This is a genomic window from Streptomyces sp. NPDC047130 (assembly GCF_040643475.1).
In the GTDB taxonomy this organism is placed as follows: Bacteria; Actinomycetota; Actinomycetes; order Streptomycetales; family Streptomycetaceae; genus Streptomyces.
The window spans coordinates 125,419-144,504 of the sequence record NZ_JBEYUK010000013.1 but is presented as its reverse complement, the minus strand read 5'-3'; the positions used below and the strand labels follow the sequence as shown (position 1 = coordinate 144,504).

20 protein-coding genes are annotated in these 19,086 nt (G+C 74.1%); 15 read left to right on the top strand and 5 right to left on the bottom strand.

Translation table 11 applies throughout. The features are described 5' to 3' along the window. Nucleotides 1–91: 91 nt before the first annotated feature. From ABZ836_RS17905 to ABZ836_RS17880, 6 genes are all read left to right on the top strand, one after another. Nucleotides 92–967 (top strand): hypothetical protein, encoded by an 876-nt coding sequence (locus tag ABZ836_RS17905; protein ID WP_361143199.1) that lies wholly within the window; start codon nucleotides 92–94, stop codon nucleotides 965–967. Next, a complete protein-coding gene (locus ABZ836_RS17900; RefSeq protein WP_361143196.1) occupies nucleotides 964–1,878 on the top strand; it encodes a hypothetical protein in 915 nt (304 codons plus the stop codon). The genes ABZ836_RS17905 and ABZ836_RS17900 overlap by 4 nt, the downstream gene beginning before the upstream one ends. Beyond that, nucleotides 1,875–2,822, top strand: a complete 948-nt coding sequence (locus ABZ836_RS17895; RefSeq protein WP_361143193.1) for a hypothetical protein — start codon at nucleotides 1,875–1,877, stop codon at nucleotides 2,820–2,822. Before ABZ836_RS17900 ends, ABZ836_RS17895 begins: the two co-directional genes overlap by 4 nt. Before the next feature lie 244 nt (nucleotides 2,823–3,066). Continuing rightward, nucleotides 3,067–3,642, top strand: a complete 576-nt coding sequence (locus ABZ836_RS17890) for an FABP family protein (RefSeq protein ID WP_356130184.1) — start codon at nucleotides 3,067–3,069, stop codon at nucleotides 3,640–3,642. 24 nt (nucleotides 3,643–3,666) lie between these two features. Beyond that, a complete protein-coding gene (locus ABZ836_RS17885) occupies nucleotides 3,667–4,137 on the top strand; it encodes a Fur family transcriptional regulator (protein WP_356130182.1) in 471 nt (156 codons plus the stop codon). A gap of 10 nt (nucleotides 4,138–4,147) precedes the next feature. After that, nucleotides 4,148–5,113, top strand: coding sequence for a folate-binding protein (locus ABZ836_RS17880; protein WP_361143190.1), 966 nt, complete (start codon nucleotides 4,148–4,150; stop codon nucleotides 5,111–5,113). A gap of 57 nt (nucleotides 5,114–5,170) precedes the next feature. Here ABZ836_RS17880 and dtd read toward each other — a convergent pair whose 3' ends face one another. Next, on the bottom strand, nucleotides 5,171–5,596 hold the full coding sequence (gene dtd / locus ABZ836_RS17875) for a D-aminoacyl-tRNA deacylase (protein WP_356130179.1): 426 nt from the start codon (nucleotides 5,594–5,596) through the stop codon (nucleotides 5,171–5,173). Nucleotides 5,597–5,875: 279 nt separating this feature from the next. On the opposite strand from dtd, the gene ABZ836_RS17870 reads away from it, so the two are divergent. Then, nucleotides 5,876–6,400, top strand: coding sequence for an aerial mycelium formation protein (locus ABZ836_RS17870; protein WP_361143287.1), 525 nt, complete (start codon nucleotides 5,876–5,878; stop codon nucleotides 6,398–6,400). Between the two features lie 23 nt (nucleotides 6,401–6,423). Continuing rightward, nucleotides 6,424–7,443: an asparaginase gene (locus ABZ836_RS17865; RefSeq protein ID WP_361143187.1), complete on the top strand. Its 1,020-nt coding sequence runs from the start codon at nucleotides 6,424–6,426 to the stop codon at nucleotides 7,441–7,443. Between the two features lie 452 nt (nucleotides 7,444–7,895). On the opposite strand, the gene ABZ836_RS17860 is transcribed toward ABZ836_RS17865, so the two are convergent. Further along, complete coding sequence (locus ABZ836_RS17860) at nucleotides 7,896–8,087, bottom strand: hypothetical protein (protein WP_356130175.1); 192 nt, start codon at nucleotides 8,085–8,087, stop codon at nucleotides 7,896–7,898. A 172-nt stretch (nucleotides 8,088–8,259) separates the two neighbouring features. Here ABZ836_RS17860 and ABZ836_RS17855 point away from each other — a divergent pair, with 172 nt between their 5' ends. From ABZ836_RS17855 to ABZ836_RS17835, 5 genes are all read left to right on the top strand, one after another. Continuing rightward, nucleotides 8,260–9,165 carry a winged helix-turn-helix domain-containing protein gene (locus tag ABZ836_RS17855; RefSeq protein ID WP_356130173.1) on the top strand — a complete coding sequence of 302 codons (906 nt, stop codon included), beginning with the start codon at nucleotides 8,260–8,262 and terminating at the stop codon, nucleotides 9,163–9,165. Then, nucleotides 9,165–9,899: an HAD family hydrolase gene (locus ABZ836_RS17850; protein ID WP_356130171.1), complete on the top strand. Its 735-nt coding sequence runs from the start codon at nucleotides 9,165–9,167 to the stop codon at nucleotides 9,897–9,899. Before ABZ836_RS17855 ends, ABZ836_RS17850 begins: the two co-directional genes overlap by 1 nt. Before the next feature lie 43 nt (nucleotides 9,900–9,942). Continuing rightward, the gene (locus tag ABZ836_RS17845; protein WP_361143182.1) at nucleotides 9,943–10,470 is read left to right on the top strand and encodes a helix-turn-helix transcriptional regulator; all 528 of its coding nucleotides are present in this window, start codon (nucleotides 9,943–9,945) and stop codon (nucleotides 10,468–10,470) included. Nucleotides 10,471–10,493: 23 nt separating this feature from the next. Next, on the top strand, nucleotides 10,494–11,156 hold the full coding sequence (locus ABZ836_RS17840) for a hypothetical protein (RefSeq protein ID WP_361143179.1): 663 nt from the start codon (nucleotides 10,494–10,496) through the stop codon (nucleotides 11,154–11,156). Nucleotides 11,157–11,428: 272 nt separating this feature from the next. Beyond that, nucleotides 11,429–11,767 (top strand): DUF2516 family protein, encoded by a 339-nt coding sequence (locus tag ABZ836_RS17835; protein ID WP_361143284.1) that lies wholly within the window; start codon nucleotides 11,429–11,431, stop codon nucleotides 11,765–11,767. 150 nt (nucleotides 11,768–11,917) lie between these two features. On the opposite strand, the gene ABZ836_RS17830 is transcribed toward ABZ836_RS17835, so the two are convergent. Together ABZ836_RS17830 and ABZ836_RS17825 are read right to left on the bottom strand one after the other, a co-directional pair. Further along, on the bottom strand, nucleotides 11,918–13,366 hold the full coding sequence (locus ABZ836_RS17830; RefSeq protein WP_356130165.1) for a fused response regulator/phosphatase: 1,449 nt from the start codon (nucleotides 13,364–13,366) through the stop codon (nucleotides 11,918–11,920). 280 nt (nucleotides 13,367–13,646) lie between these two features. Next, nucleotides 13,647–14,867 carry an NlpC/P60 family protein gene (locus tag ABZ836_RS17825; protein WP_361143176.1) on the bottom strand — a complete coding sequence of 407 codons (1,221 nt, stop codon included), beginning with the start codon at nucleotides 14,865–14,867 and terminating at the stop codon, nucleotides 13,647–13,649. Between the two features lie 253 nt (nucleotides 14,868–15,120). On the opposite strand from ABZ836_RS17825, the gene ABZ836_RS17820 reads away from it, so the two are divergent. Beyond that, nucleotides 15,121–15,399 carry a ribosomal protein L7/L12 gene (locus tag ABZ836_RS17820; protein WP_361143173.1) on the top strand — a complete coding sequence of 93 codons (279 nt, stop codon included), beginning with the start codon at nucleotides 15,121–15,123 and terminating at the stop codon, nucleotides 15,397–15,399. Between the two features lie 278 nt (nucleotides 15,400–15,677). Here ABZ836_RS17820 and ABZ836_RS17815 read toward each other — a convergent pair whose 3' ends face one another. After that, nucleotides 15,678–17,186 (bottom strand): hypothetical protein, encoded by a 1,509-nt coding sequence (locus tag ABZ836_RS17815; protein WP_361143170.1) that lies wholly within the window; start codon nucleotides 17,184–17,186, stop codon nucleotides 15,678–15,680. A gap of 388 nt (nucleotides 17,187–17,574) precedes the next feature. On the opposite strand from ABZ836_RS17815, the gene ABZ836_RS17810 reads away from it, so the two are divergent. Continuing rightward, the gene (locus ABZ836_RS17810) at nucleotides 17,575–19,029 is read left to right on the top strand and encodes an FG-GAP and VCBS repeat-containing protein (protein WP_361143167.1); all 1,455 of its coding nucleotides are present in this window, start codon (nucleotides 17,575–17,577) and stop codon (nucleotides 19,027–19,029) included. Nucleotides 19,030–19,086: the final 57 nt, after the last annotated feature.

Here is a 19,086-nt window from a genome sequence, read left to right as displayed (position 1 = left end):
GCTTGCAACCCTGAGGCGGGTCGATGAGTCTTCCCCCTGGCATGGACGCGAAAACGTCGCGCGTGCCCTCAATCCCTCAGGGGGGAACGACTTGTCAGACCAGACGCCGAAGGAACCCGAGGAGGCCGTCCCCACCGGGGGAACGGCCCCCGGGGAACCGGAGGCCCCGCACACCGAGGGCACCCCGGCCGCCGAGCCCGAGGCAGAGGCCGAGGCCGGGGCCGGTGCCGAGCCCGGGCCCGAGGCCGTGCCCGGGTCCGCCGCCCCGCGCCGCCGGGGCCGCACCACCGCGCTGATCGCGGCCGCGGCCGTTCTCGGCCTGGTGGGCGGCACCTGCGCCGGCTACCTGATCCAGGCGGACCGCGCGCCCACCAAGCTGCCGTCCCTGTCCCAGCCCGAGCTGAAGCAGGCCGAGGGCGAGGGCCCGGACCCGCTGCCGGCCGCCCAGGACCGCAAGGTGAGGACCGACGGCGACCTGCGCAAGCTGCTGGTGAAGAAGCCCGAGGGGGCCAAGGACCTCACGGCCGAGATCACCGGTGACGGCTGGATGGAGGTGCCCGCGTTCGCGGAGACCTTCGACGAGCCCGGCGAGGCGTTCTCGGCCCATGTCGCGGCCCAGCTCCGGCGCATCGCGGTCGTCTACTGGGAGAAGGGAAACCAGTTCACCGAGGTGCGGCTGGCCCAGTACCGGCACGAGGAGTACCTCGAGGCCGCGGAGCTCACGGAACGCCAGAACGGCTTCGCCGAGGGTGAGGGCGCCGACAGCCGGCCTCTTCCCGGTACCGCGGACGGCATGGTCCACGTCCTCCACGAGCCGACGCGCGAGGCCGGGTACCTGCCGATGTACCAGGCCAGGGCCTTCGCCTACCGCGGTGACATCTCCCTGCAGATCTGGATCACGGACAGCAGGCCGATCCCCAAGAAGACGATCATGGACCTGGCCAAGCGGCAGATGGAGCGGCTGTGACCGAGAACCGGACCCCGGCCGAGGAGCCGCAGACCGCCCCCGGACCCGCAGAGCCCGTCACCGTGCCCGGAGCCGGAGCCGGAGCCGGAGCCGGAGCCGGAGCCGACGACGTCGCCGCGCCCGCTGCCCCCGCGGACGCGACCGGGAAGGCCGCTCGTGCCCGGCGGATCACGCGGATCGCGCGGATCGCCGGTGCGGTCGTGCTGGCCGGCGCCGTCCTCGGCGGCACCGGCTTCACCGTCGTGACCGTCCGGGACGCGGACCGCGACCCCGGGAAGCCCGTCTGGGAGCACCCGGAGGTCTCCGCCGCGGACAAGAAGAAGCAGCAGACCCGCTACACGGGACTGCAGGCCATGCTGCTCACCTACGAGGAGGTCGGCCTCGAGCGGGGGCCCGACCTCGGCGAGTTCGGTTCCGACGCCGCGTTCAGCGGCAAGGAGGCCGCCGCGCTCGCCAAGAAGTCGATCAGGGACCTGCCCCGCACCCAGCGCCGCCAGCTGGAGCGCGAGATCGACAAGCAGCGCGTCAAGGGTCTGGCGATGCGCAGTTACGCCAACACCGCCGTCACCCCCGGCGACGAGTACCTCGTCGAGATCGTCCTCACCCGGCAGGGGAACGAGCAGGCGGTGGCGGACGGGGTCAAGGAGCGGCGGAAGGCGTTCGAGGCCCTCGAGGAGATCGGCTTCCTGCGCGAGGGGCCCAAGGTGAAGGGCCACGAGAAGAACGCCTGGTGCTACCTGCCCGAGCTGGGCGAGGACGACCGGATGGAGGCCATGTACTGCGTGGCGTCCCAGGGCGAGGTGTCGGTCACGCTGACGGCGGACGCCGCCGAGCCCATCGACAAGAAGGACATCGCCGGCCTGCTCGTGAAGCAGCTGGACCGTATCGAGACCCCTGGGGAGGCGGTATGACCGAGCAGACCGTCGATCGGACCGCGGAGCCGACCGAACCGCCCGCCCCTGTCGTGCCCGAGCAGGCCGGCGCCGGTGTCGCCGCCGAGGCGCCCGGCGCCGAGGGGAGCACCGTCGCCGCCGAGGCAGGCACCGTCGTGGGGGAGCCGGCCGCGGGGGAGTCCGGCGCGACCCCGCGCAGGGACCGGCGCGTGCTGCGGGCGGTGGCCCGGTGGACCGCCGCCGCGGTGGTGTTCGCCGCCGTCGGCACCGGCACCGCCTACGGCATCGCGTCCATGGAGCGCACCGACGTGCCGGGTCTGGCCACCGGGTCCGACGGCCGCTGGGACTACCCCGAGCTGGTGAGGCCGCCGCTCCCCGAGGGCAGCCCCGGCCCGTACGCGGACGACAACCCGGCGGGCGCGCACTACGCCGACCTGCGGAAACTCCTCCTGCCGCTCCCCGCGGGCGCGACCGCGGACAAGGAACTGGCGGGCGACGGGAACGGCTGGCTGGACAGGAAGACCTTCCTGGCCGGCTTCGGGAAGGACGACCGCGAGGACCTGTCGCAGCTCCTCACCGACAACGGCCTGCGGCACATCGCCGCCCGTGGCTGGACCATGCCGGACGGCACCCGCGCGGAGATCTTCCTGCTGCACTTCGGAACCGCGGAGCAGGTCGAGGGCGCCCTGCTGCACGAGTTCCTCGGCTACGACGAGCCCGGCTTCCTGCCGGCCGGGACCGAGGCGTGGTCGGACGACGGGAGCTATCCCGCCGACGCGGGCGTCCCCGACGTCATCACCAGCGTGTACGTCGAGGCCGAGCCCACCGGCGACGAGCAGAGCCGCCACGCGTACCTGGCCGCCGGCGACACCTTCGCCGTGATCAGCCACACGAGGAAGGGGAGCGCCCCGGCCGTCCCCTTCCACCAGACGGTCGCGCTGCAGGCCCAGCTGCTCGGCTGACCGCACCTCGCAGGAAGAGCCGGACCCCGGGCGCGTAAGCTGGGGTCCGGCTCTTGTGTACACCGCTATACCGCGCTCATCTGAGGAGCACCCGTGGAGATCTTCTTTTCGGCCCTGCTGGTTCTTGTCTGCATCGGCGTGCTCGCCTTCGCGGGTCTGACCGTGAAGAAGCTGTACCAGGGCCAGCGCTGACCCCCGCGCCGCGCACCAGACCTTTTACGCCCCTCGCGACGAAGAGCAACTCATGATCGAGATCCCGTCCGACCTTCACAAGGACCTCGTCCCGCTCGCCTTCCTGCTCGGCAACTGGGCCGGCGCGGGCGTGCACGACTTCCCCGGCTCCGAGAAGTGCAACTTCGGCCAGGAGGTCAGTTTCAGCCACGACGGCCGGGACTTCCTGGAGTACCACTCCCACACCTGGGTGCTGGACAAGGACGGGAACAAGGTCCGCCCGCTCGAGACCGAGTCCGGCTTCTGGCGCATCGACAAGGACCGCAACGTCGAGATCGTGATGACCCGCGACGACGGCGTGGTCGAGGTCTGGTACGGCCGGATGGCCGACAAGAAGCCGCAGATCGACGTCGTCACCGACGCGGTCGCGCGGACCGGCGCCTCCGGCCCGTACAGCGGTGGCAAGCGGCTGTACGGCTACGTCAAGAGCGACCTCATGTGGGTCGGCGAGAAGCAGACCCCCGAGGTCGAGCTGCGCCCGTACATGTCGGCCCACCTGAAGAAGGTCGTCACGCCGGAGGAGGTCGAGCGCTGGGCCAAGGCCCTGCCCGACGATATGCCGGACGACGGAATCGCCTTCTTCAAGTAGGCCGGGCCGACCTAGACTTTCGGTGTGGTGAGCACCGACTGGAAGACGGACCTGCGGCAGCGCGGCTACCGGCTGACGCCGCAGCGGCAACTCGTGCTCGAAGCGGTCGAGACACTGGAGCACGCGACCCCCGACGACATCCTCGTGGAAGTGAGGAGAACCGCGTCGGGGGTCAACATTTCCACCGTGTACCGGACGCTGGAGCTCCTGGAGGAGCTCGGCCTGGTCAGCCACGCCCACCTGGGGCACGGCGCGCCGACCTACCACCTGGCCGACCGGCACCACCATCTCCACCTGGTGTGCCGGGACTGCGGCGAGGTCATCGAGGCCGACGTCGCGGTGGCGGCGGAGTTCACCGCCAAGCTCCGGGCGACCTTCGGGTTCGACACCGACATGAAGCACTTCGCGATCTTCGGGCGGTGCGAGCGGTGCGGGGAGGAACCCCGCGCGGGATCCGCTCCCGCCCCCGGTGATCATGGTGACCACGACACGTAGGGTGATCCGTATGAAGAGTCCCTTGCTGCTGCTGCCCGGCGCCGTCCCCGCCGAGGGCGTGGACGAAGGCGTGGCCGCCCACTACGGCGACCTGTTCCGCGAGCAGCGCGCGCTGGCCGAGGGCAGCGGTTTCGTGGACCTCTCCCACCGCGGCGTGGTCACCGTCACCGGCGACGACCGGCTGACCTGGCTGCACCTGCTGCTCACCCAGCACGTCGAGAAGCTGCCGCCGCACCGGGCGACGGAGGCGCTGATCCTCTCCCCCCACGGGCACATCGAGCACGCCCTGTACCTGGTGGACGACGGCACGACCACCTGGGCGCACGTGGAGCCGGGGACCCAGGAGGCGCTGGTCGCCTACCTGGAGTCGATGAAGTTCTTCCACCGGGTGGAGGTCGCCGACCGCACCGGCGAGTACGCGGTCGTGCACCTGCCGGCCGGGTCGATCGCGGCCACGCCGGAGGGCGTCGTCGCCCGGGAGACCCCGTACGGGCGGGACCTGTTCCTGCCGCGCGAGCGGCTGGAGGAGTTCGCCGGGGCGCACGGCCCGGCGGCGGGCCTCCTCGCCCTGGAGGCGCTGCGGGTGGAGGCCCACCGGCCGCGCCTGGGCTTCGAGACGGACCACCGGACCATCCCGCACGAGCTGGGCTGGCTGGAGACCGCCGTGCACCTGCAGAAGGGGTGCTACCGGGGGCAGGAGACGGTCGCCCGCGTCCACAACCTGGGGAAGCCGCCGCGGCGGCTGGTCTTCCTGCACCTGGACGGCAGCGAGGTGCACCTGCCTCCGCCGGGGACCGGGATCCACAACGCGGACGACGGGCCGGAGGGCCGGAAGCTGGGGTTCGTGACCACCTCGGTGCGCCACCACGAGCTGGGGCCGGTGGCGCTGGCCCTGGTGAAGCGCAACGTGCCCGTCGACGCCCGGCTGATGGCCGGTGACACGGCGGCGGCCCAGGAGGTCGTGGTCGAGCCGTAGGCGCCGCCGCGCGCCGCTCGGACCGCGCCCGTGCCCCTCGGGGGCGCGGGCGCGGACTCACATCTCCAGCAGGACCGTGAAGGGGCCGTCGTTGGTGAGGGAGACCCGCATCTCGGCCCCGAAGCGGCCGGTGGCCACCGTGGCCCCCAGGGCGCGGAGCCGCGCGACGACCTCCTCGACCAGCGGCTCGGCCACCGGCCCGGGCGCCGCGGCGTTCCAGGTGGGCCGGCGACCCTTGCGGGCGTCCCCGTAAAGGGTGAACTGGCTGATCACCAGAAGCGGGGCGCCGACGTCGCTGCAGGACTTCTCCTCGTGGAGGATCCGCAGCGACCAGAGCTTGCGGGCCAGCTGGGCCGCCTTCTCCGGGGTGTCGTCGTGGGTCACCCCGACGAGGACGCACAGCCCCTCACCAGTGATCTCTCCGACCGTCTCGCCCTCGACGACGACGCTCGCGCCGTCCACCCGCTGCACCACCGCTCGCATGCGTCCCATCATGCCGTGCCGCCGAACGGTGGTTCCGCGCGGCCCCGGACGGCCCGGAGGGGATTGCGACCCACCTCATCAGGGGACGATCGTGGACACTCGCGCACATTGCGGCCACTTGGGGTGGCACGATGCACGTGCACACGCCGGTCGAGGGGCGCCAAGGAGATGCTGGAGCAGATGAGGACACCGGGAACGCACATCGGAGGGCGGGCCGCCGGGCGGGACGGGCAGGCGATGGCCGGCCGCGCCTTCGCGCAGCGGTCGCCCTCGCACGACATGGCGGACGCGGCGCCGGGGGCCGCGACCGCGGGGACGGCGGCCGGTACCCCGGTCGCCGGGCTGCCGATGGCCGAGATCCGCGCCCTGCGCCGCCGCACCCAGCGCCAGGAGGCGGACCTGAGCTACCTGCGGCGGCTGCTCCAGGGCCGCATCGACATCCTGCGCGCCGAACTCTCCCGCCGGGGCCCGGCGGGACAGAGCCCGGTCATGGAGCGGCTGCCGGAGATCCTCCGGGACGCCCCGGCCCGGCATCCGTCCTCGGCCCGGCACGTGACCCTCTCCGCCCCGAGGGACGAGGAGTGCCGCCGGCTGGCGGCCGGGATGCTGGACGAGGTGGGGCTCTCCGACCTGGCCGCGCGGACGGACGTCGAGCTGCGGGTGGCGCTGGCGCGCCTGGTGCGGCACGAGCGCGAGGTGTCCTCGCGGCGCCAGGAGCTCCAGCGGTCCGCCGACGCGTGCGGGGCGGAGCTCGCGCGCAGGTACCGTGAAGGAGAAGCACAGGTGGACGACCTGCTTCTCTGAGCACTCCCGAAAGGCCCCCGCACGTGTCCGAGCCGACCTGCGTCCCCGCCGCCGACCGCCCCGCCCGGGCGGCCTCCGCCACCGCCTCCGCCTCCGCCTCCGTCGAGCCGGTTCCGCTGGCCGAGGTGGTGCGCTCGGGGTTCGTGGAGGGGCGGCACCGCGGGCACCTGGTGCTGCTGGCCCCGGACGGTTCCGTCGAGTACGCGCTGGGCGACCCCGCCGCGGTGGTCTTCCCGCGGTCGTCCAACAAGCCGATGCAGGCCGCGGCGGTCCTGCGGGCCGGGCTGGCGCTGAAGGGCGAGCGGCTGGCGCTGGCCGCGGCCAGCCACTCGGGAGAAACGTTCCACCGCCGGCTGGTCGGCGAGATGCTGACCGCGTTCCGGCTCACCGAGGACCAGCTCCGCTGCCCGGCCGACCTGCCGCTCGACCCGGTCGAGGCGGAGGCCTACCTGGCCGCCGGCGGCGTCCGCGAACGGCACGTGATGAACTGCTCCGGCAAGCACGCCGCCATGCTGGCCGCCTCCGCCCTCAACGGCTGGGCGCTGGAGAGCTACCTGGACCCGGAGCACCCGCTGCAGCGGCTGGTGCACACGGAGATCGAGAAGGCGGCGGGCGAGCCGGTGGCCGCGGTCGGCACCGACGGCTGCGGGGCGCCGCTGATGGCGATCAGCCTCACCGGGCTGGCGCGGGCCTTCCGCTCCTACGTGCTGGCGGAGCCGGGCAGCGTGGAGCGCCGGGTGGCGGACGCGATGCGGGCGCACCCGGAGTACGTGGCCGGAACCCGCCGCCCGGACACCTGGCTGATGCGTGAGGTGCCGGGGACGCTGTCGAAGATGGGCGCCGAGGCGGTGCAGGCGGTGGCCCTGCCCGACGGCCGGGCGCTGGCGTTCAAGGTCGAGGACGGCGCCACGCGCGCCCTCGGTCCGGTGCTGGCGCGTGCGCTGCGGCGGGCCGGCGTGGACTCTCCGGTGCTCGAGCGCATTGGCCACGCGCCGCTGCTGGGCGGCGGCCGCGAGGTCGGCGCGATCCGCGCCGCGTTCTGAACCCGGACCTGAACCTGGCCGCAGGGGCCGCAGTGGGCCGCGGGGGCCTCTCGCGGGGGCCGCGAGGGGTCGCAGGGGCCCCGCCCGGTGGGGCGGGCTCCCTGCCGTTGACGCTCCTGGTCGGGCTCCTTCCTGCCTGTCGTGCCGCGGGTTCCGTCCGCCCTTCGGACGGTGCGACGGCGCCGGTCGTACGGGTCGTACGGGTGGTGCGGATGGTGCGGGTCGTGCATCCGTAGCGTGCTCTTCAGTTGTGGGTGGTGCCGCGCTCCCGGCTCCCCTCCGGAGAGGAGCGCTGTCCTCGCACGAGCCGTGACGCCAACCCCCTGGACGTTCGGCCAGGTTGGGAGAGTTGGCGACCAACTCATCTCTAGTTGTATCCATCTCGCCCTGCGGGGTAACCACCTTTTACGTGAACTCCCGCGAAATGGCGCGAAGTTGTAGGCTTGGCCGGGTCAGACCGCCGGCGAGGTGACGGTCACGGCGAGCACCACCGCCCCCGCGGAGCTGCACGTCGGGCTGTTGGCCTTGTGGCCGACGGTGAGGAGCAGCAGGCCGACGAGTCCGGCCGTGCCGTACCTCATCTCGACGTACCGCTCGACCAGGACGACGGCGACGGCGGCGGCGAGGGCGGCAAGGGCGGGCACGGGTGCCTCCAAGGGGTCGTGGTAGCTGGGGTGTCCGGTCCGTGGTTCTCTCCCGGTGGTGGTAGTGCAGCCAACTCGGTCCAACTTTGCCAAGAGTCCAAGTTGGTTGCAGTTATGTCCAGTTGGCGGTTAGTGAAACCAACGTCCCGTGTTCGCGCGGAAGTTGTACCGTTTGGTCGTGACCCAGGAGAACGTGGCAGTGACTGGCAGCAGGAGACTCTCGTCCCATGAGATCGCCGAAGTACTGCGCGACCGGATCCAGGCGGGCGAGCTCAGGGCGGGTGACCGCCTGCCCACCCAGGCGGAGCTGGCCGAGGAGTTCGGCGTGGAGCGCGGCGCGGTGCGCCAGGCGCTGCGCACCCTGCAGGAGCTCGGGCTCCTGACCAACGTGAGCAAGGGCAGTCCGCCGCGGATCGCCGAGCGCCGCCCGCTCTCGGGCGAGCCGCGCCCGGCCATGGTCGGACTGGCCCCCCGGCTGGTGCAGGCGTTCCAGGAGCCGGCGGTGCGGATCGACGCGGTCTGCCTGACCGCCGAGACGCTGATGCTGGCGCTCGCCGAGCCGCTGCGGATGGTCCACGAGGGCCGGGTCCGGCCGGACTCCATCGACGTGCGGATCCTGGTGCCGTCCCGGAGCATCAACCTGGCCTTCCCCGTCCCGGTCGAGGGGCGCCGCAAGCGTGCCGACGGCGACGTCGAGCCGCCCGACCCGGTCCACGAGTGGTGGCTGGCGCAGCGCAACGCCCAGGGCCACGTCCTGCGCCACAACCTGCGGATGCTGCGCCACTCGCACGGCGTGGACGTCCGGGTCACCTTCCGGGCGCTGCCGTTCACCCCGCCGATGAAGCTCTACCTGCTCAACGGCTCCGAGGCGCTGATGGCCTACTACATGATCACGCGGCGCGAGGAGACGGTCGGCGAGAGCGAGGCCGTGGAGGTCTTCGACGGGATGAGCGCGGAGTCGCTGCTGTTCTCCTTCGAGCGCGCCGGCGCCTCGCGCGACGCGGCGTTCGTGGAGCAGTCGCAGAAGTGGTTCGACGCCCTCTGGGAAACCATCACCAGTGACCTGACACTGTCCTGATGGCCCCTCATGTGATGACCGACGAGGCGGACCGCCTCGTCTCCCGCGCCCGCGTCGTGCTGCTCGCCCTGGACGGCCCCCTGTGCCGGCTGTTCCCGCCCGGGGGCGAGGAGGAGCGCCGCCTCGCCGACGAGCTGATCTCCCTGGTCGACGCCGCGCCGGCCACCGTACCGCTCCCGGAGGCCGTGCGGGCCGCGCGTGACCCCTACGCGGTGCTGGCGGCGCTGGCGGAGGGGCGGGACACGGCCCTCGCGGCCGCCGTGCGCGAGCACCTCACGACGGCCGAGCTGCGCGCCGTGCCGAGGGCCGTGCCCACCCCCTGGGCCGACCCCCTGGTGCGCACCTGGGCCGCGCTGGACGTGCGCACGGTCGTGGTGACCCGGCACGCCGCCGAGGTGGCGAGCCGCTACGTCGCCGGGCGCGGGCTGGCCGAGGCGCTGCCCCGCGTGTGCGGCCGGGGCACCGGGCACCGGGACGAGTTCCCCTACACGCTGGCGGGGGCGCTCGTCTCCCTGGACGCCGCGCGCGAGGAGGCCCTGTTCGTGGGGGAGTCCCCGGCGCACCTGGAGGCGGCCCGCGCCGCGGACATCCCCTTCCTCGGGCACGCGCGCAGCGACGCGGGGGAGCGGCTGCTGCGCGAGGCGGGCGCCGGTCACACGGTCGGATCGCTGAAGTTCGTGCTGGACGCCCTGCTCGCCCGCCGCGGCGGGACGCTCTGCCGGCCCCCCTGCTAGCAGGGCGCTTGCAAAAGTTAGCGCACGGTGGCACCGTGTGGCCATGGCATCGCTCAACGTCGGTGGTCTCGGGGAGTACCTGCGCGAACAGCGGCGCGGCGCGCAGTTGTCGCTGCGTCAGCTCGCCGACGCCGCCGGGGTGTCGAACCCGTACCTGAGCCAGATCGAGCGCGGCCTGCGCAAGCCCAGTGCCGAGGTGCTGCAGCAGGTCGCCAAGGCCCTGCGGATCTCCGCCGAGACCCTTTACGTCCGGGCGGGCATTCTCGACGCCGAACGGGGCAGCGGCTTGGCGGACGACGGGACGAGCGGCCCGGACACCCGGGCCGTGATCCTCGACGACCCCGCGCTCACCGAACGGCAGAAGCAGGCGCTGCTCCAGATCTACGACGCGTTCCGCCACGAGAACGGCGCCGGCCGCCCCGCGGACGGCACCGGGTCCGCGACCGGGGCCGGGGCCGCGAACGGCACCGGCACCGCGGCCGGGGCCGGGACCGGCGGAGACCGTACGGCCGACGGCGAGTGCGCGCCAGACCCGCAGGCCGACCGTCAGAAGCACCACCCTCAGCAGTAAAGCGATCCGGGAGGACCATCCTCATGGCCATCACCGACGACCTCCGCAAGACCCTGAGCGACCCCACCCCCCTCTACTTCGCCGCCGGAACGGCCGACCTGGCCCTGCAGCAGGCCCGGAAGGTGCCCGCGCTGGTCGAGCAGCTGCGCACCGAGGCCCCGGCCCGGATCGAGGCCGTGAAGGCCGCCGACGCCAAGGCGGTGCAGGAGAAGGCCGTGGCCCGCGTCAAGGAGACCACCGAGGTCGTGCAGGCCAAGGTCTCCGAGGCCGTCGCCGGCCTGGAGCCCGACCTGAAGAAGCTCGGCGAGACCGCGCAGGGCCTGGCGCTGCGCGGCGTGGGCCGGGCGCTGGAGTACGCGGTCAAGGCCCGCGAGACGTACGAGCGGGTGGCGGAGCACGGCGAGCAGGCGGTCCGCGTCTGGCGCGGCGAGGCGGCGGACGGCATGGTCGACGCCGCGGCGGCGGTCGAGCCGCGGGCCTCCCGCCCGGCCGCCTCGGTCACCCCGGTGGCCGAGCCGCCCGCCCCCGCGGCGGCCCAGCCGGCCGAGAAGGCCGCCGGGACCACCGAGGCCGCGGAGGCCGGGACCGCCGACGCGGCGCCCGGTGCCGGGGCGAAGAAGCCCGCCGCGGCGAAGAAGGCCCCCGCGCGGCGGGCCGCGAAGAAGGCCGCCCCTCCCGCCGAGTGAGCGCTCCCGGCCGCCCGCCGGGTGAGCGCTCCCGGCCGCCCGCCGGGTGAACGTTCCCCGGACGCCCTCCGCGCCGCCCTCCCGCACCGCCGACGCCGGCCGTCGGCGTGAGGGGCGGGCGGCCGGGGTGCCCGGCCCGCCGACCGGGTAGGGGAGCACGGACAGCCGAGCGGGGCCAGGGGCGGGGACGGCGAGTACCGTGGCTGACAGGACCTCCCCCAGGACCCCTCCCGGGCCCGGGCGACCTGAGACTGGTGGTGGACGTTGTGCTGATGCAGGGCTTCAGCAACCTGTTGTATCTGCTGAACCTGGCGCTGATCGTGTTCAGCGGGTTCGCGCTGGTGGACGCGGCGATCCGCCGTGAGGACGGCTACCGTGCCGCCGACAAGCAGACCAAGCCGTTCTGGCTGATCATCCTGGGGCTCGCCTTTCTGGTGAACCTGATCTTCCCGATCATGTCGTTCCTGCCGATCATCGGTCTGATCGCGACGATCGTGTACATCGTCGACGTGCGCCCCGCGCTGCGGAGCCTGCCGGGCGGCGGCAAGGGCCGCACCCGTGGCGGCTCCAGCAGCGACGGCCCCTACGGCCCGTACAACGGCGGCCGCTGACCGGCGCGCGTCGCCCGCCGGCAGACCTCTCCGCCCGCTCGGGGCGCCGCTCAGGCGGCTCCCGGGCGGGCGGTGCCGTCCGGGGCGGCTCTTCCGGGCGGGCGGTTCCGTCCGGGGGCGGCTCTCCGGGCGGGCGTGGGGCGCGTCGGGTCAGCCGCGCTCGAGCAGCAGGACGGCCACGTCGTCGGTGAGCTCGCCCCCGTTGAGGGACCGGACCTCCGAGAGCGTCTCGCGCAGCAGCGGCTCGCCGCTCAGGCCCGCCGCCAGGTGGTGCCGCACCAGGTCGGCCATGCCGTCCTCGCCGAGCCGCTCGCTCCGGCCGTTGCCCTGGCGGCCCTCGATCAGGCCGTCCGTGTAGAGCATCAGGCTCCAGGCGTCGCCCAGCCACAGCTCGGTGCGCGGCCAGCCGGCGTCCGTCAGCAGGCCCAGCGCCGGGCCGTTCTCCTCGTAGGGCAGCAGGTGCGCGCCCTCGCCCGGGCGGGCGATCAGCGGCGGCGGGTGCCCGGCGAGGCACACCCCCGCGCTGCGGCCGTCCGGGGCGATGTCCACCTGGCAGAGGGTCGCGAAGGTCTCCTCGCTGTGGCGCTCGTGCTCCAGCACCTTCTGCAGCGTGGTGAGCAGGTCGTCGCCGCTGAGCCCGGCGAGGGTCAGGGCGCGCCAGGCGATGCGGAGCTCGACGCCCAGCGCGGCCTCGTCGGGGCCGTGACCGGCGACGTCGCCGATCATCACGTGCACCGCCCCGTCCGGGGTGCGCACCGTGTCGTAGAAGTCGCCGCCCAGCAGCGCGCGGGAGCGTCCGGGGCGGTAGCGGGCCGCGAAGCGGAGCGGCGAGCCGTCGAGGATGGGCGTGGGCAGCAGGCCGCGCTCCAGGCGGGCGTTCTCCTGGGCGCGCAGCCGGGACTCGGTGAGCCGCCGCTCGGCGGTGTCGGAGCGCTTGCGCTCCACCGCGTAGCGGATGGCGCGGCGCAGCAGGCGCCCGTCGAGCTCGTCGCGGACCAGGTAGTCCTGGGCGCCGACGCGGACCGCCTCGGGGCCGCGGCGCTCCGCGTCGCCGGAGCTGGTGAGGGCCAGCACGGCGTGCCGGGGCGCGATGCGCAGCACGTGCTTGAGCACGGCCAGCTCGTCCTCGGCCGCGCCGTCCTCCGACGGGGCGGTCCGGCCGGGGGCGGGGAGGTCGAGATCGAGCAGGATGCAGTTCACGTCGTGGGTGAGGAGACGCTCCGCCTCGGTGAGGTTACGGGCGGTGCGGACCCGCACGGGCCTGCCGTCGGACTCGCGCAGCTCGGTCACGACGGTCGAGCCGCCCGGTTCGGCCTCGATCAGCAGCAGTGTCAGCGGCGCCGGGACGGCGGCCTTCTCGGCGACCGGGGCGCTGGACGCGGGATTCTCCGGCGAGGCGTGCTCCTCCTGTTTCGGGCCGGCCCGGTGCGGGCCGTCGGCCGACGTGTTCGCCGGTGCCGCGGAGGGGTCGGCGTCGGCCGTCTCCTGCGGGCGCGGGGCCTCCGGGGCGGGGGCGCCGTACAGCCAGGCACCGGAGTCCGGTTCCTGGTCACGCTCCACGGGCGGGACTGCCCGGGGCCGCGGTATGGGCATCGGCATGGGTTCGGTTTCCTTCCCTCCCCCCGAGACGGCGGGAGTCGAGAGGGTTCGACGCCCACCGACTGGGGACCTTAGCGGCTCACAAGGGCGCAACGGAATGCCGGACAGCCCTCGGTGAGGACTGTCCGGCAGAGTCAAATGCCGCGTTCAGGAGCGCTTTTGGACAGGTCGGCGGCCTCGGCGGGGATGACGAACGTCACGCGCCCGCGGCCGCCGGGAGAGGAGGCGGGTGGAATGCGTCACTCCGTCCGCCGGTCCCGGAACGTGCCGTTCCGGCGCCTTAGTCCGTCTTCCCGCCCTTGTTGTTCTTCACGTCGCCGCCGTTCTTCCCGTCGGTCCCGTTCTTCCCGTCGCTGCCGCCGGCGGTGTCGGCCTTGACGCTGGGGCGCTGCGGGTCGGGGCGGACCACGCCCAGGATGGGCATGGTGCCGGCGCCCGCCACGGTCACCGAACGGCCGGGGCGCGGGGCGTGGATCATCTGGCCGCCGCCCACGTATATCGCGACGTGCGTGGCGTCGCTGTTGTAGATGATCAGGTCGCCCGGACGCATCTGCTGGACGGGCACCCGGTGCAGCCGGCGCCACTGCTCCTGCGAGGTCCGGGGGATCGGATAGCCGGCCTTCGCCCAGGCCTGGGAGGTCAGGCCCGAGCAGTCGAACGAGTCGGGCCCCTCGGCGCCCCATACGTACGGCTTGCCGAGCTGCTGGGTGGCGTAGCCGATGGCGCGGCGGGCGGAGGCGGAGGTGGCGTCGTCCAGGCCGGTGAGTATGCCCGAACCGACCCAGTCGGCCTGGGCCTGGCGGGCGGCCTCGGCCTCCAGCTCGGCGAGCCGCTCCCGCTCCTCCTTCTCCAGCTGGGACTCGAGCTCCTCGGCCTCGGCGATCTGCTTCTCGATCTTCTCGCGGGCCTTGTCCTTGGCCTTGCGCTGCTTCTCGAGCTCCTCGAAGCGGGTGGACGCCGTCCGCTCCAGCTCCTTGAGCTCCGTCCGTGAGGCGGTGAGGTCGTCGAGCAGGTTCTTGGCGGCCTTCTCGCCCTCCTGGACGCGGCGGGCGCCGTCCAGGAAGTCCTCGGGGTCGTCGCTCAGCCAGAGCTTCGCCTCCGGCGGCATTCCCGCCCCCCGGTACTGGGCACGGGCGGCGGCCCCGGCACGCCGGCGCAGGTCGTCCAGCCGCTCCTGCACGGCGTGGATCTGGCCGGCGATCTCGGCGATCTTCTTCGACTGGTTCTCGGCCTTCTCCTCCGCGGCGTTGTACGCCTCGGTGGCGCGGGCCGCGTCCCGGTAGAGGGCGTCGAGCTGCCCGCGGACCGTCTCGAGCTCGGCGTTGGACGCCGGGGTGGGCGCGGGTTCGGCGGGGGCGGACACCGAGGAGGGCGCATGGGTTCCCGCGAACGCCGTACCGGACGTGCCCAGTGCGGTGATGGCACAGACCAGGGCGACCGCCGTGGCGATCAGTCTCCGGCGGCGCGGGCCGCTTCCGTCTCTTCCTCCGCTTGCTGCCATGGGTCGCCTCCCACCTGCCTTACCGTCGGTAACTCTGACTCTCCTGGGGGATGCTGCCATGCCCGGCGGGCAGAGCGACAGAGGCTGTACCCGGTCGACCCGGATCGGGCCCGCCCGCCCACCGCCCCGGGCGGTCACCCCGTGGCTGCGGTCCCGCACGGCCACTTCCCAGGGTGGCGGCCGTGTATGACGATCTCTCAGGGGTGTGACGAACGACGCAGAACGATCGTTCCCGTGGCGCGCGTCCGATCGGGTGACGTTCGGTCAGGAGGGGGCGGGGGCGGTGGAGGAGTACGTCTGGACGGTCTGCGACGAGGTGCCGGGCGACGTGGTGCTGCTCGATCCGGGGCCCGAACCGCTCCACGTCGCGCAAGCCGTGCGGCGCCTGACGGGCCTGAGCCCGTGGCGCAGCCGGACCTTGCTCGACCGGGTCCCGGTGGTGGTCCTCCACGGCGTCCCCGAGGAGACGGCCGAGGCCGCCTGTGCGGTGCTCCACGCCGCGGGCGCGCGAACGGAACACCGACGCCTCTGAACCGCTCCCCGTCGCCCGCCGACCGTGCCCCGCGGCCCGCCGCCGCCCGCCGACCGCGCCCCGCGGCCCGCCGCCGCCCGAGGTCCGCCGCCCGAGGCCCGCCGCCCGTGCGCCGCCGCCCGAGGCCCGCCGCCCGTGCGCCGCCGCCCGAGGCCCGCCGCCCGTGCGCCGCCGCCCGAGGCCTGCGCCCGCACCTGTGGTCCGGTCCCCCGCCCCGTGCAACGGGCCCGTGCGCCCCGCACATGCCCCCCGGGGCGTGACCGCCCCGGCGCCCCGGGTCAGCGCAGGGTCGCGCCGAACCAGGCGTCCGTGGCGGGGGCGCCGACGTCCTCGGGGTCGACCGCGACCGCGTCCCGCGTGGACGGGCCGGCGGAGCCGCCCCGCAGCACCCACACCGCGCCGTTGTCGCCGTCCTCGGCGCTCGTGCCCACGGCGAGGTCCCGGTGGCCGTCGCCGTCGACGTCCAGGAGGGCCGCGGAGACGCCGAACCGGTCGCCCGCCTCGGCGCCGCCGGGGATGCCGGCGGTGTTCTGGTGCACGGCCCTGCTGCCCGCCCCGGTGACCCCGGCGGCGCTGCCGGGCACCAGCACCACCGAACCCGCGTCCTCGACGCCGCCGATGTCCTCGCCCGCGATCCCCAGCGCGATGTCGGCGTACCCGTCGCCGGTCATGTCGGCCACCGACACGGCCGAGCCGAACTGGTCGCCCTCCTCCTGCACCCCGGGGATGCCGGGCAGTTCCTGGTCGAAGGCGACCGTGGTGCCGTCGGACGGGCCGGTCGGCGAGCCGTACGCGATCCGCACCTTGTCGCTCCAGCCGTCCGCGCCGACCACCACGTCGTCGTAGCCGTCACGGTTCACGTCGCCGACGCCCGTGCCCACCGGGGTGCTGGAGGTGTCGTCGCCCGGCACGCCGCCCCGGGTGAAGCCGGTGGCGCCGCCGCCCAGCAGCAGGCGGTTCCCCCAGGTGCCGTCGCCGGTGTAGACCCACTGGACGATGTCGTCCCGGCCGTCCCCGTCGACGTCGCCGACCTGGCCGGAGACGACCGGGCCGGTGATCGAGGAGGGGCCGTCCTCGCAGGCGCCGCTCTCCGCGCAGGAGGCGTCCTCCCGGTCGTAGCCCCACCACAGCGACCGGTCGAGCAGCGGCAGGGTCGCCGCGGGCTTGCCGGTCCGGGTGATCGGGCCCTTCCACAACGCCGCCGGCGCGCCCGTCGGGTCGTCGCCGCGGATGTCCTGCGCGGAGAACAACGCCAGGTCGGAGGTGCCGTCGCCGTCGAAGTCGCCGACCTGGGGGGCGCTGCCGTACCCGGCGAGCGCGGTGCCGCCGGTGAGCCCGGACGGCGAACCCCACAGGATCACCGAACCGGCCGGGCCGCCCCCGATCACCAGGTCGCCGAAGCCGTCCCGGTCGAGGTCGCCCTTGGCGAAGGTGGCGCCGAAGCGCTGGCCGGTGGTCGCCGCGCCGGGGACGCCGGCGGTGGAGCGGCTGACGATCTTCCGGTCGGCGGGGTCGATGCCGTCGGACGAGCCGTACAGCACGGCGACGTACCCGGCGCGGGAGACACCGGAGACGGTCGCGTTCGGCGCGCCCACGACGAGGTCCGCGTACCCGTCGCGGTCGAAGTCGTCCGCGACGCCGACGGAGGGGGCGGTGGCATGGGCCGCCTGGGCCGTCGCCGTGGTCAGGGACCAGGCGCCCGGCCCGCCGGCCAGCAGCGCCACGGCGCCGAGGGACGCGCCCAGACGTGTGGTGCGGGCTCGGGTTCCGCCGCGTGCTCGGGACATGCGATGACCTCTCCAGGTCGGGGTCGGTAGGGGCCGGTCGGGCCGACGCGGGGCCGGTGAGGCGCCGCGCGTCCACCCGGTTCGACACGGAGGGGCGGCCACCGGTTGTACGCCGCGATGTCACGGAACGGACGACGCGCCGCCACCTGACCGGCTGCAGGCCGACCGGTCGGCTGACCGGCCGGTCGGCCCGTGCCCGGCGGGCTCCCGCCGCCGGAGGCGAATGGGCGACCGCGGCCGTACAACCCTGTGGGGCGCTCGCACGTCGTAACACCCGGCTTCACCCTGCGCGTTGCCTGCCTCACGCCTCACGCACCCCACATCGCGCACCCAGCAGCACGCACCACGCACTCCGCACCACGCACCCCGCTCATCCGATGGAGTCCCTTTGCGCCCCTCTCGCTCCCTCGCCGTCGCGGCCGTCCTCGCGGCGGCGGTCGCCGGCCCCTTCGTGATCGCCCAGCCTGCGGTGGCGGCACCGGCCAAGCTGTCCGACGACTTCAACGGCGACGGCTACCGCGACCTCGTCCTGCTCGGCGGCAGGTACAAGACCGACTACCGGGTCGACGTCGTCTACGGCACGTCGAGCGGCCCGGGGACGCGCGTGCAGACCATCCACCAGAGCCAGGCCGCCATCCCCGGCACCGCGGAGACGGACGACTCGTTCGGGATGTCCGCCACCAGCGCCGACCTCGACCGCGACGGGTACGCGGACCTGATCGTCTCCTCCCCCTACGAGAGCGTCGGCGACATCCAGTACCGGGGCGGGCTCACCGTCGTCTGGGGCGGGGCTAAGGGCCTCGGCACGGGCACCGTCATCCACTCGCCCGTTCCCTCCGAGTACGAGGGCCAGGGCGACCGGTTCGGCGAGGACGTCGTGGCGGGCGACTTCGACGGCGACGGTGACCAGGACCTCGCGGCCACCAGCGCCAGCCAGGCCGGCGGTGTCGTGCTGCTCGAAGGCCCCTTCACCCGGGCGGGCGGGTACCCGGAGTCCCAGACGCTCGGCTGGAACTACGACTACCTCGCCCCCGACAGGCTGGTGGCCGGCAAGGTCAACGCCGACGGCGCCACCGACCTCTACATCCTCGGCCAGGACCTCGGCGACGCGGACATGGACGTGCGGGCCTACTTCCACCGCGGCGGGGACACCTTCGCCACCCGGGCCGCCGCCGTCCGGATCCCGGACCCCAACCCGATGGAGCCGCAGGGCAACGGCCCCTACGGCATCGCCCTGGGCGACTTCGACAAGGACGGTTTCGGCGACCTGGCCGTCGGCCGCGGCGCCGAGGAGGAGGACTCCAACCGGGGCTACGTCGTGGTCCAGTACGGCGGCGCCAACGGCCCGAACACCGCGCGCAAGCCGGTGAAGTTCAGCCAGGCCACGGCCGGCGTGCCCGGGGCGGCCGAGAGCGACGACCTGTTCGGCTACTCCCTCGCCGCCGGCGACGTCAACGGCGACGGCTACGCGGACCTGGCCGTCGGCGCTCCCGGCGAGGACCTCGCGGACCGGCGCGACGGCGGCTCGGTCACCGTCCTGCTGGGCCGCGCCGGGGGCCTCTCCGGCACCGGCGCCAAGGCCTACGACCAGAACACCTCCGGCGTCGCCGGCAGCATCGAGGCCGACGACAACTTCGGCAACGACCTGCGGATGGCCGACTACACCCGTGACGGGCGCGCCGACCTGATGGTGGAGACCGACGAGTGGGCGGGCGACACCCTCGGCATGGCCCACCTGCTGAAGGGCTCCTCCACGGGCATCACCGGCACCGGCTCCAAGAGCTACACGGTCAGCTCCCTGAGCCTCCCCTACGACACCGTCGGCGGCTGGTTCGCCAACTGACCCGACGACCGGCCACCGGGCCACCCGGAAACCCGAAAGTGCCCCCTCCCACGGCGG

Coding starts and splice junctions, on each gene's coding strand:
- ABZ836_RS17830 (WP_356130165.1), bottom strand. CDS start 13,366: ATGCCGATGCCCATACCGCGGCCCCGGGCAGTCCCGCCCGTGGAGCGT.
- ABZ836_RS17815 (WP_361143170.1), bottom strand. CDS start 17,186: ATGTCCCGAGCACGCGGCGGAACCCGAGCCCGCACCACACGTCTGGGC.
- ABZ836_RS17845 (WP_361143182.1), top strand. CDS start 9,943: ATGGCATCGCTCAACGTCGGTGGTCTCGGGGAGTACCTGCGCGAACAG.
- dtd (WP_356130179.1), bottom strand. CDS start 5,596: ATGCGAGCGGTGGTGCAGCGGGTGGACGGCGCGAGCGTCGTCGTCGAG.
- ABZ836_RS17825 (WP_361143176.1), bottom strand. CDS start 14,867: ATGGCAGCAAGCGGAGGAAGAGACGGAAGCGGCCCGCGCCGCCGGAGA.
- ABZ836_RS17880 (WP_361143190.1), top strand. CDS start 4,148: ATGAAGAGTCCCTTGCTGCTGCTGCCCGGCGCCGTCCCCGCCGAGGGC.
- ABZ836_RS17870 (WP_361143287.1), top strand. CDS start 5,876: ATGGCGGACGCGGCGCCGGGGGCCGCGACCGCGGGGACGGCGGCCGGT.
- ABZ836_RS17835 (WP_361143284.1), top strand. CDS start 11,429: ATGCAGGGCTTCAGCAACCTGTTGTATCTGCTGAACCTGGCGCTGATC.
- ABZ836_RS17890 (WP_356130184.1), top strand. CDS start 3,067: ATGATCGAGATCCCGTCCGACCTTCACAAGGACCTCGTCCCGCTCGCC.
- ABZ836_RS17850 (WP_356130171.1), top strand. CDS start 9,165: ATGGCCCCTCATGTGATGACCGACGAGGCGGACCGCCTCGTCTCCCGC.
- ABZ836_RS17895 (WP_361143193.1), top strand. CDS start 1,875: ATGACCGAGCAGACCGTCGATCGGACCGCGGAGCCGACCGAACCGCCC.
- ABZ836_RS17840 (WP_361143179.1), top strand. CDS start 10,494: ATGGCCATCACCGACGACCTCCGCAAGACCCTGAGCGACCCCACCCCC.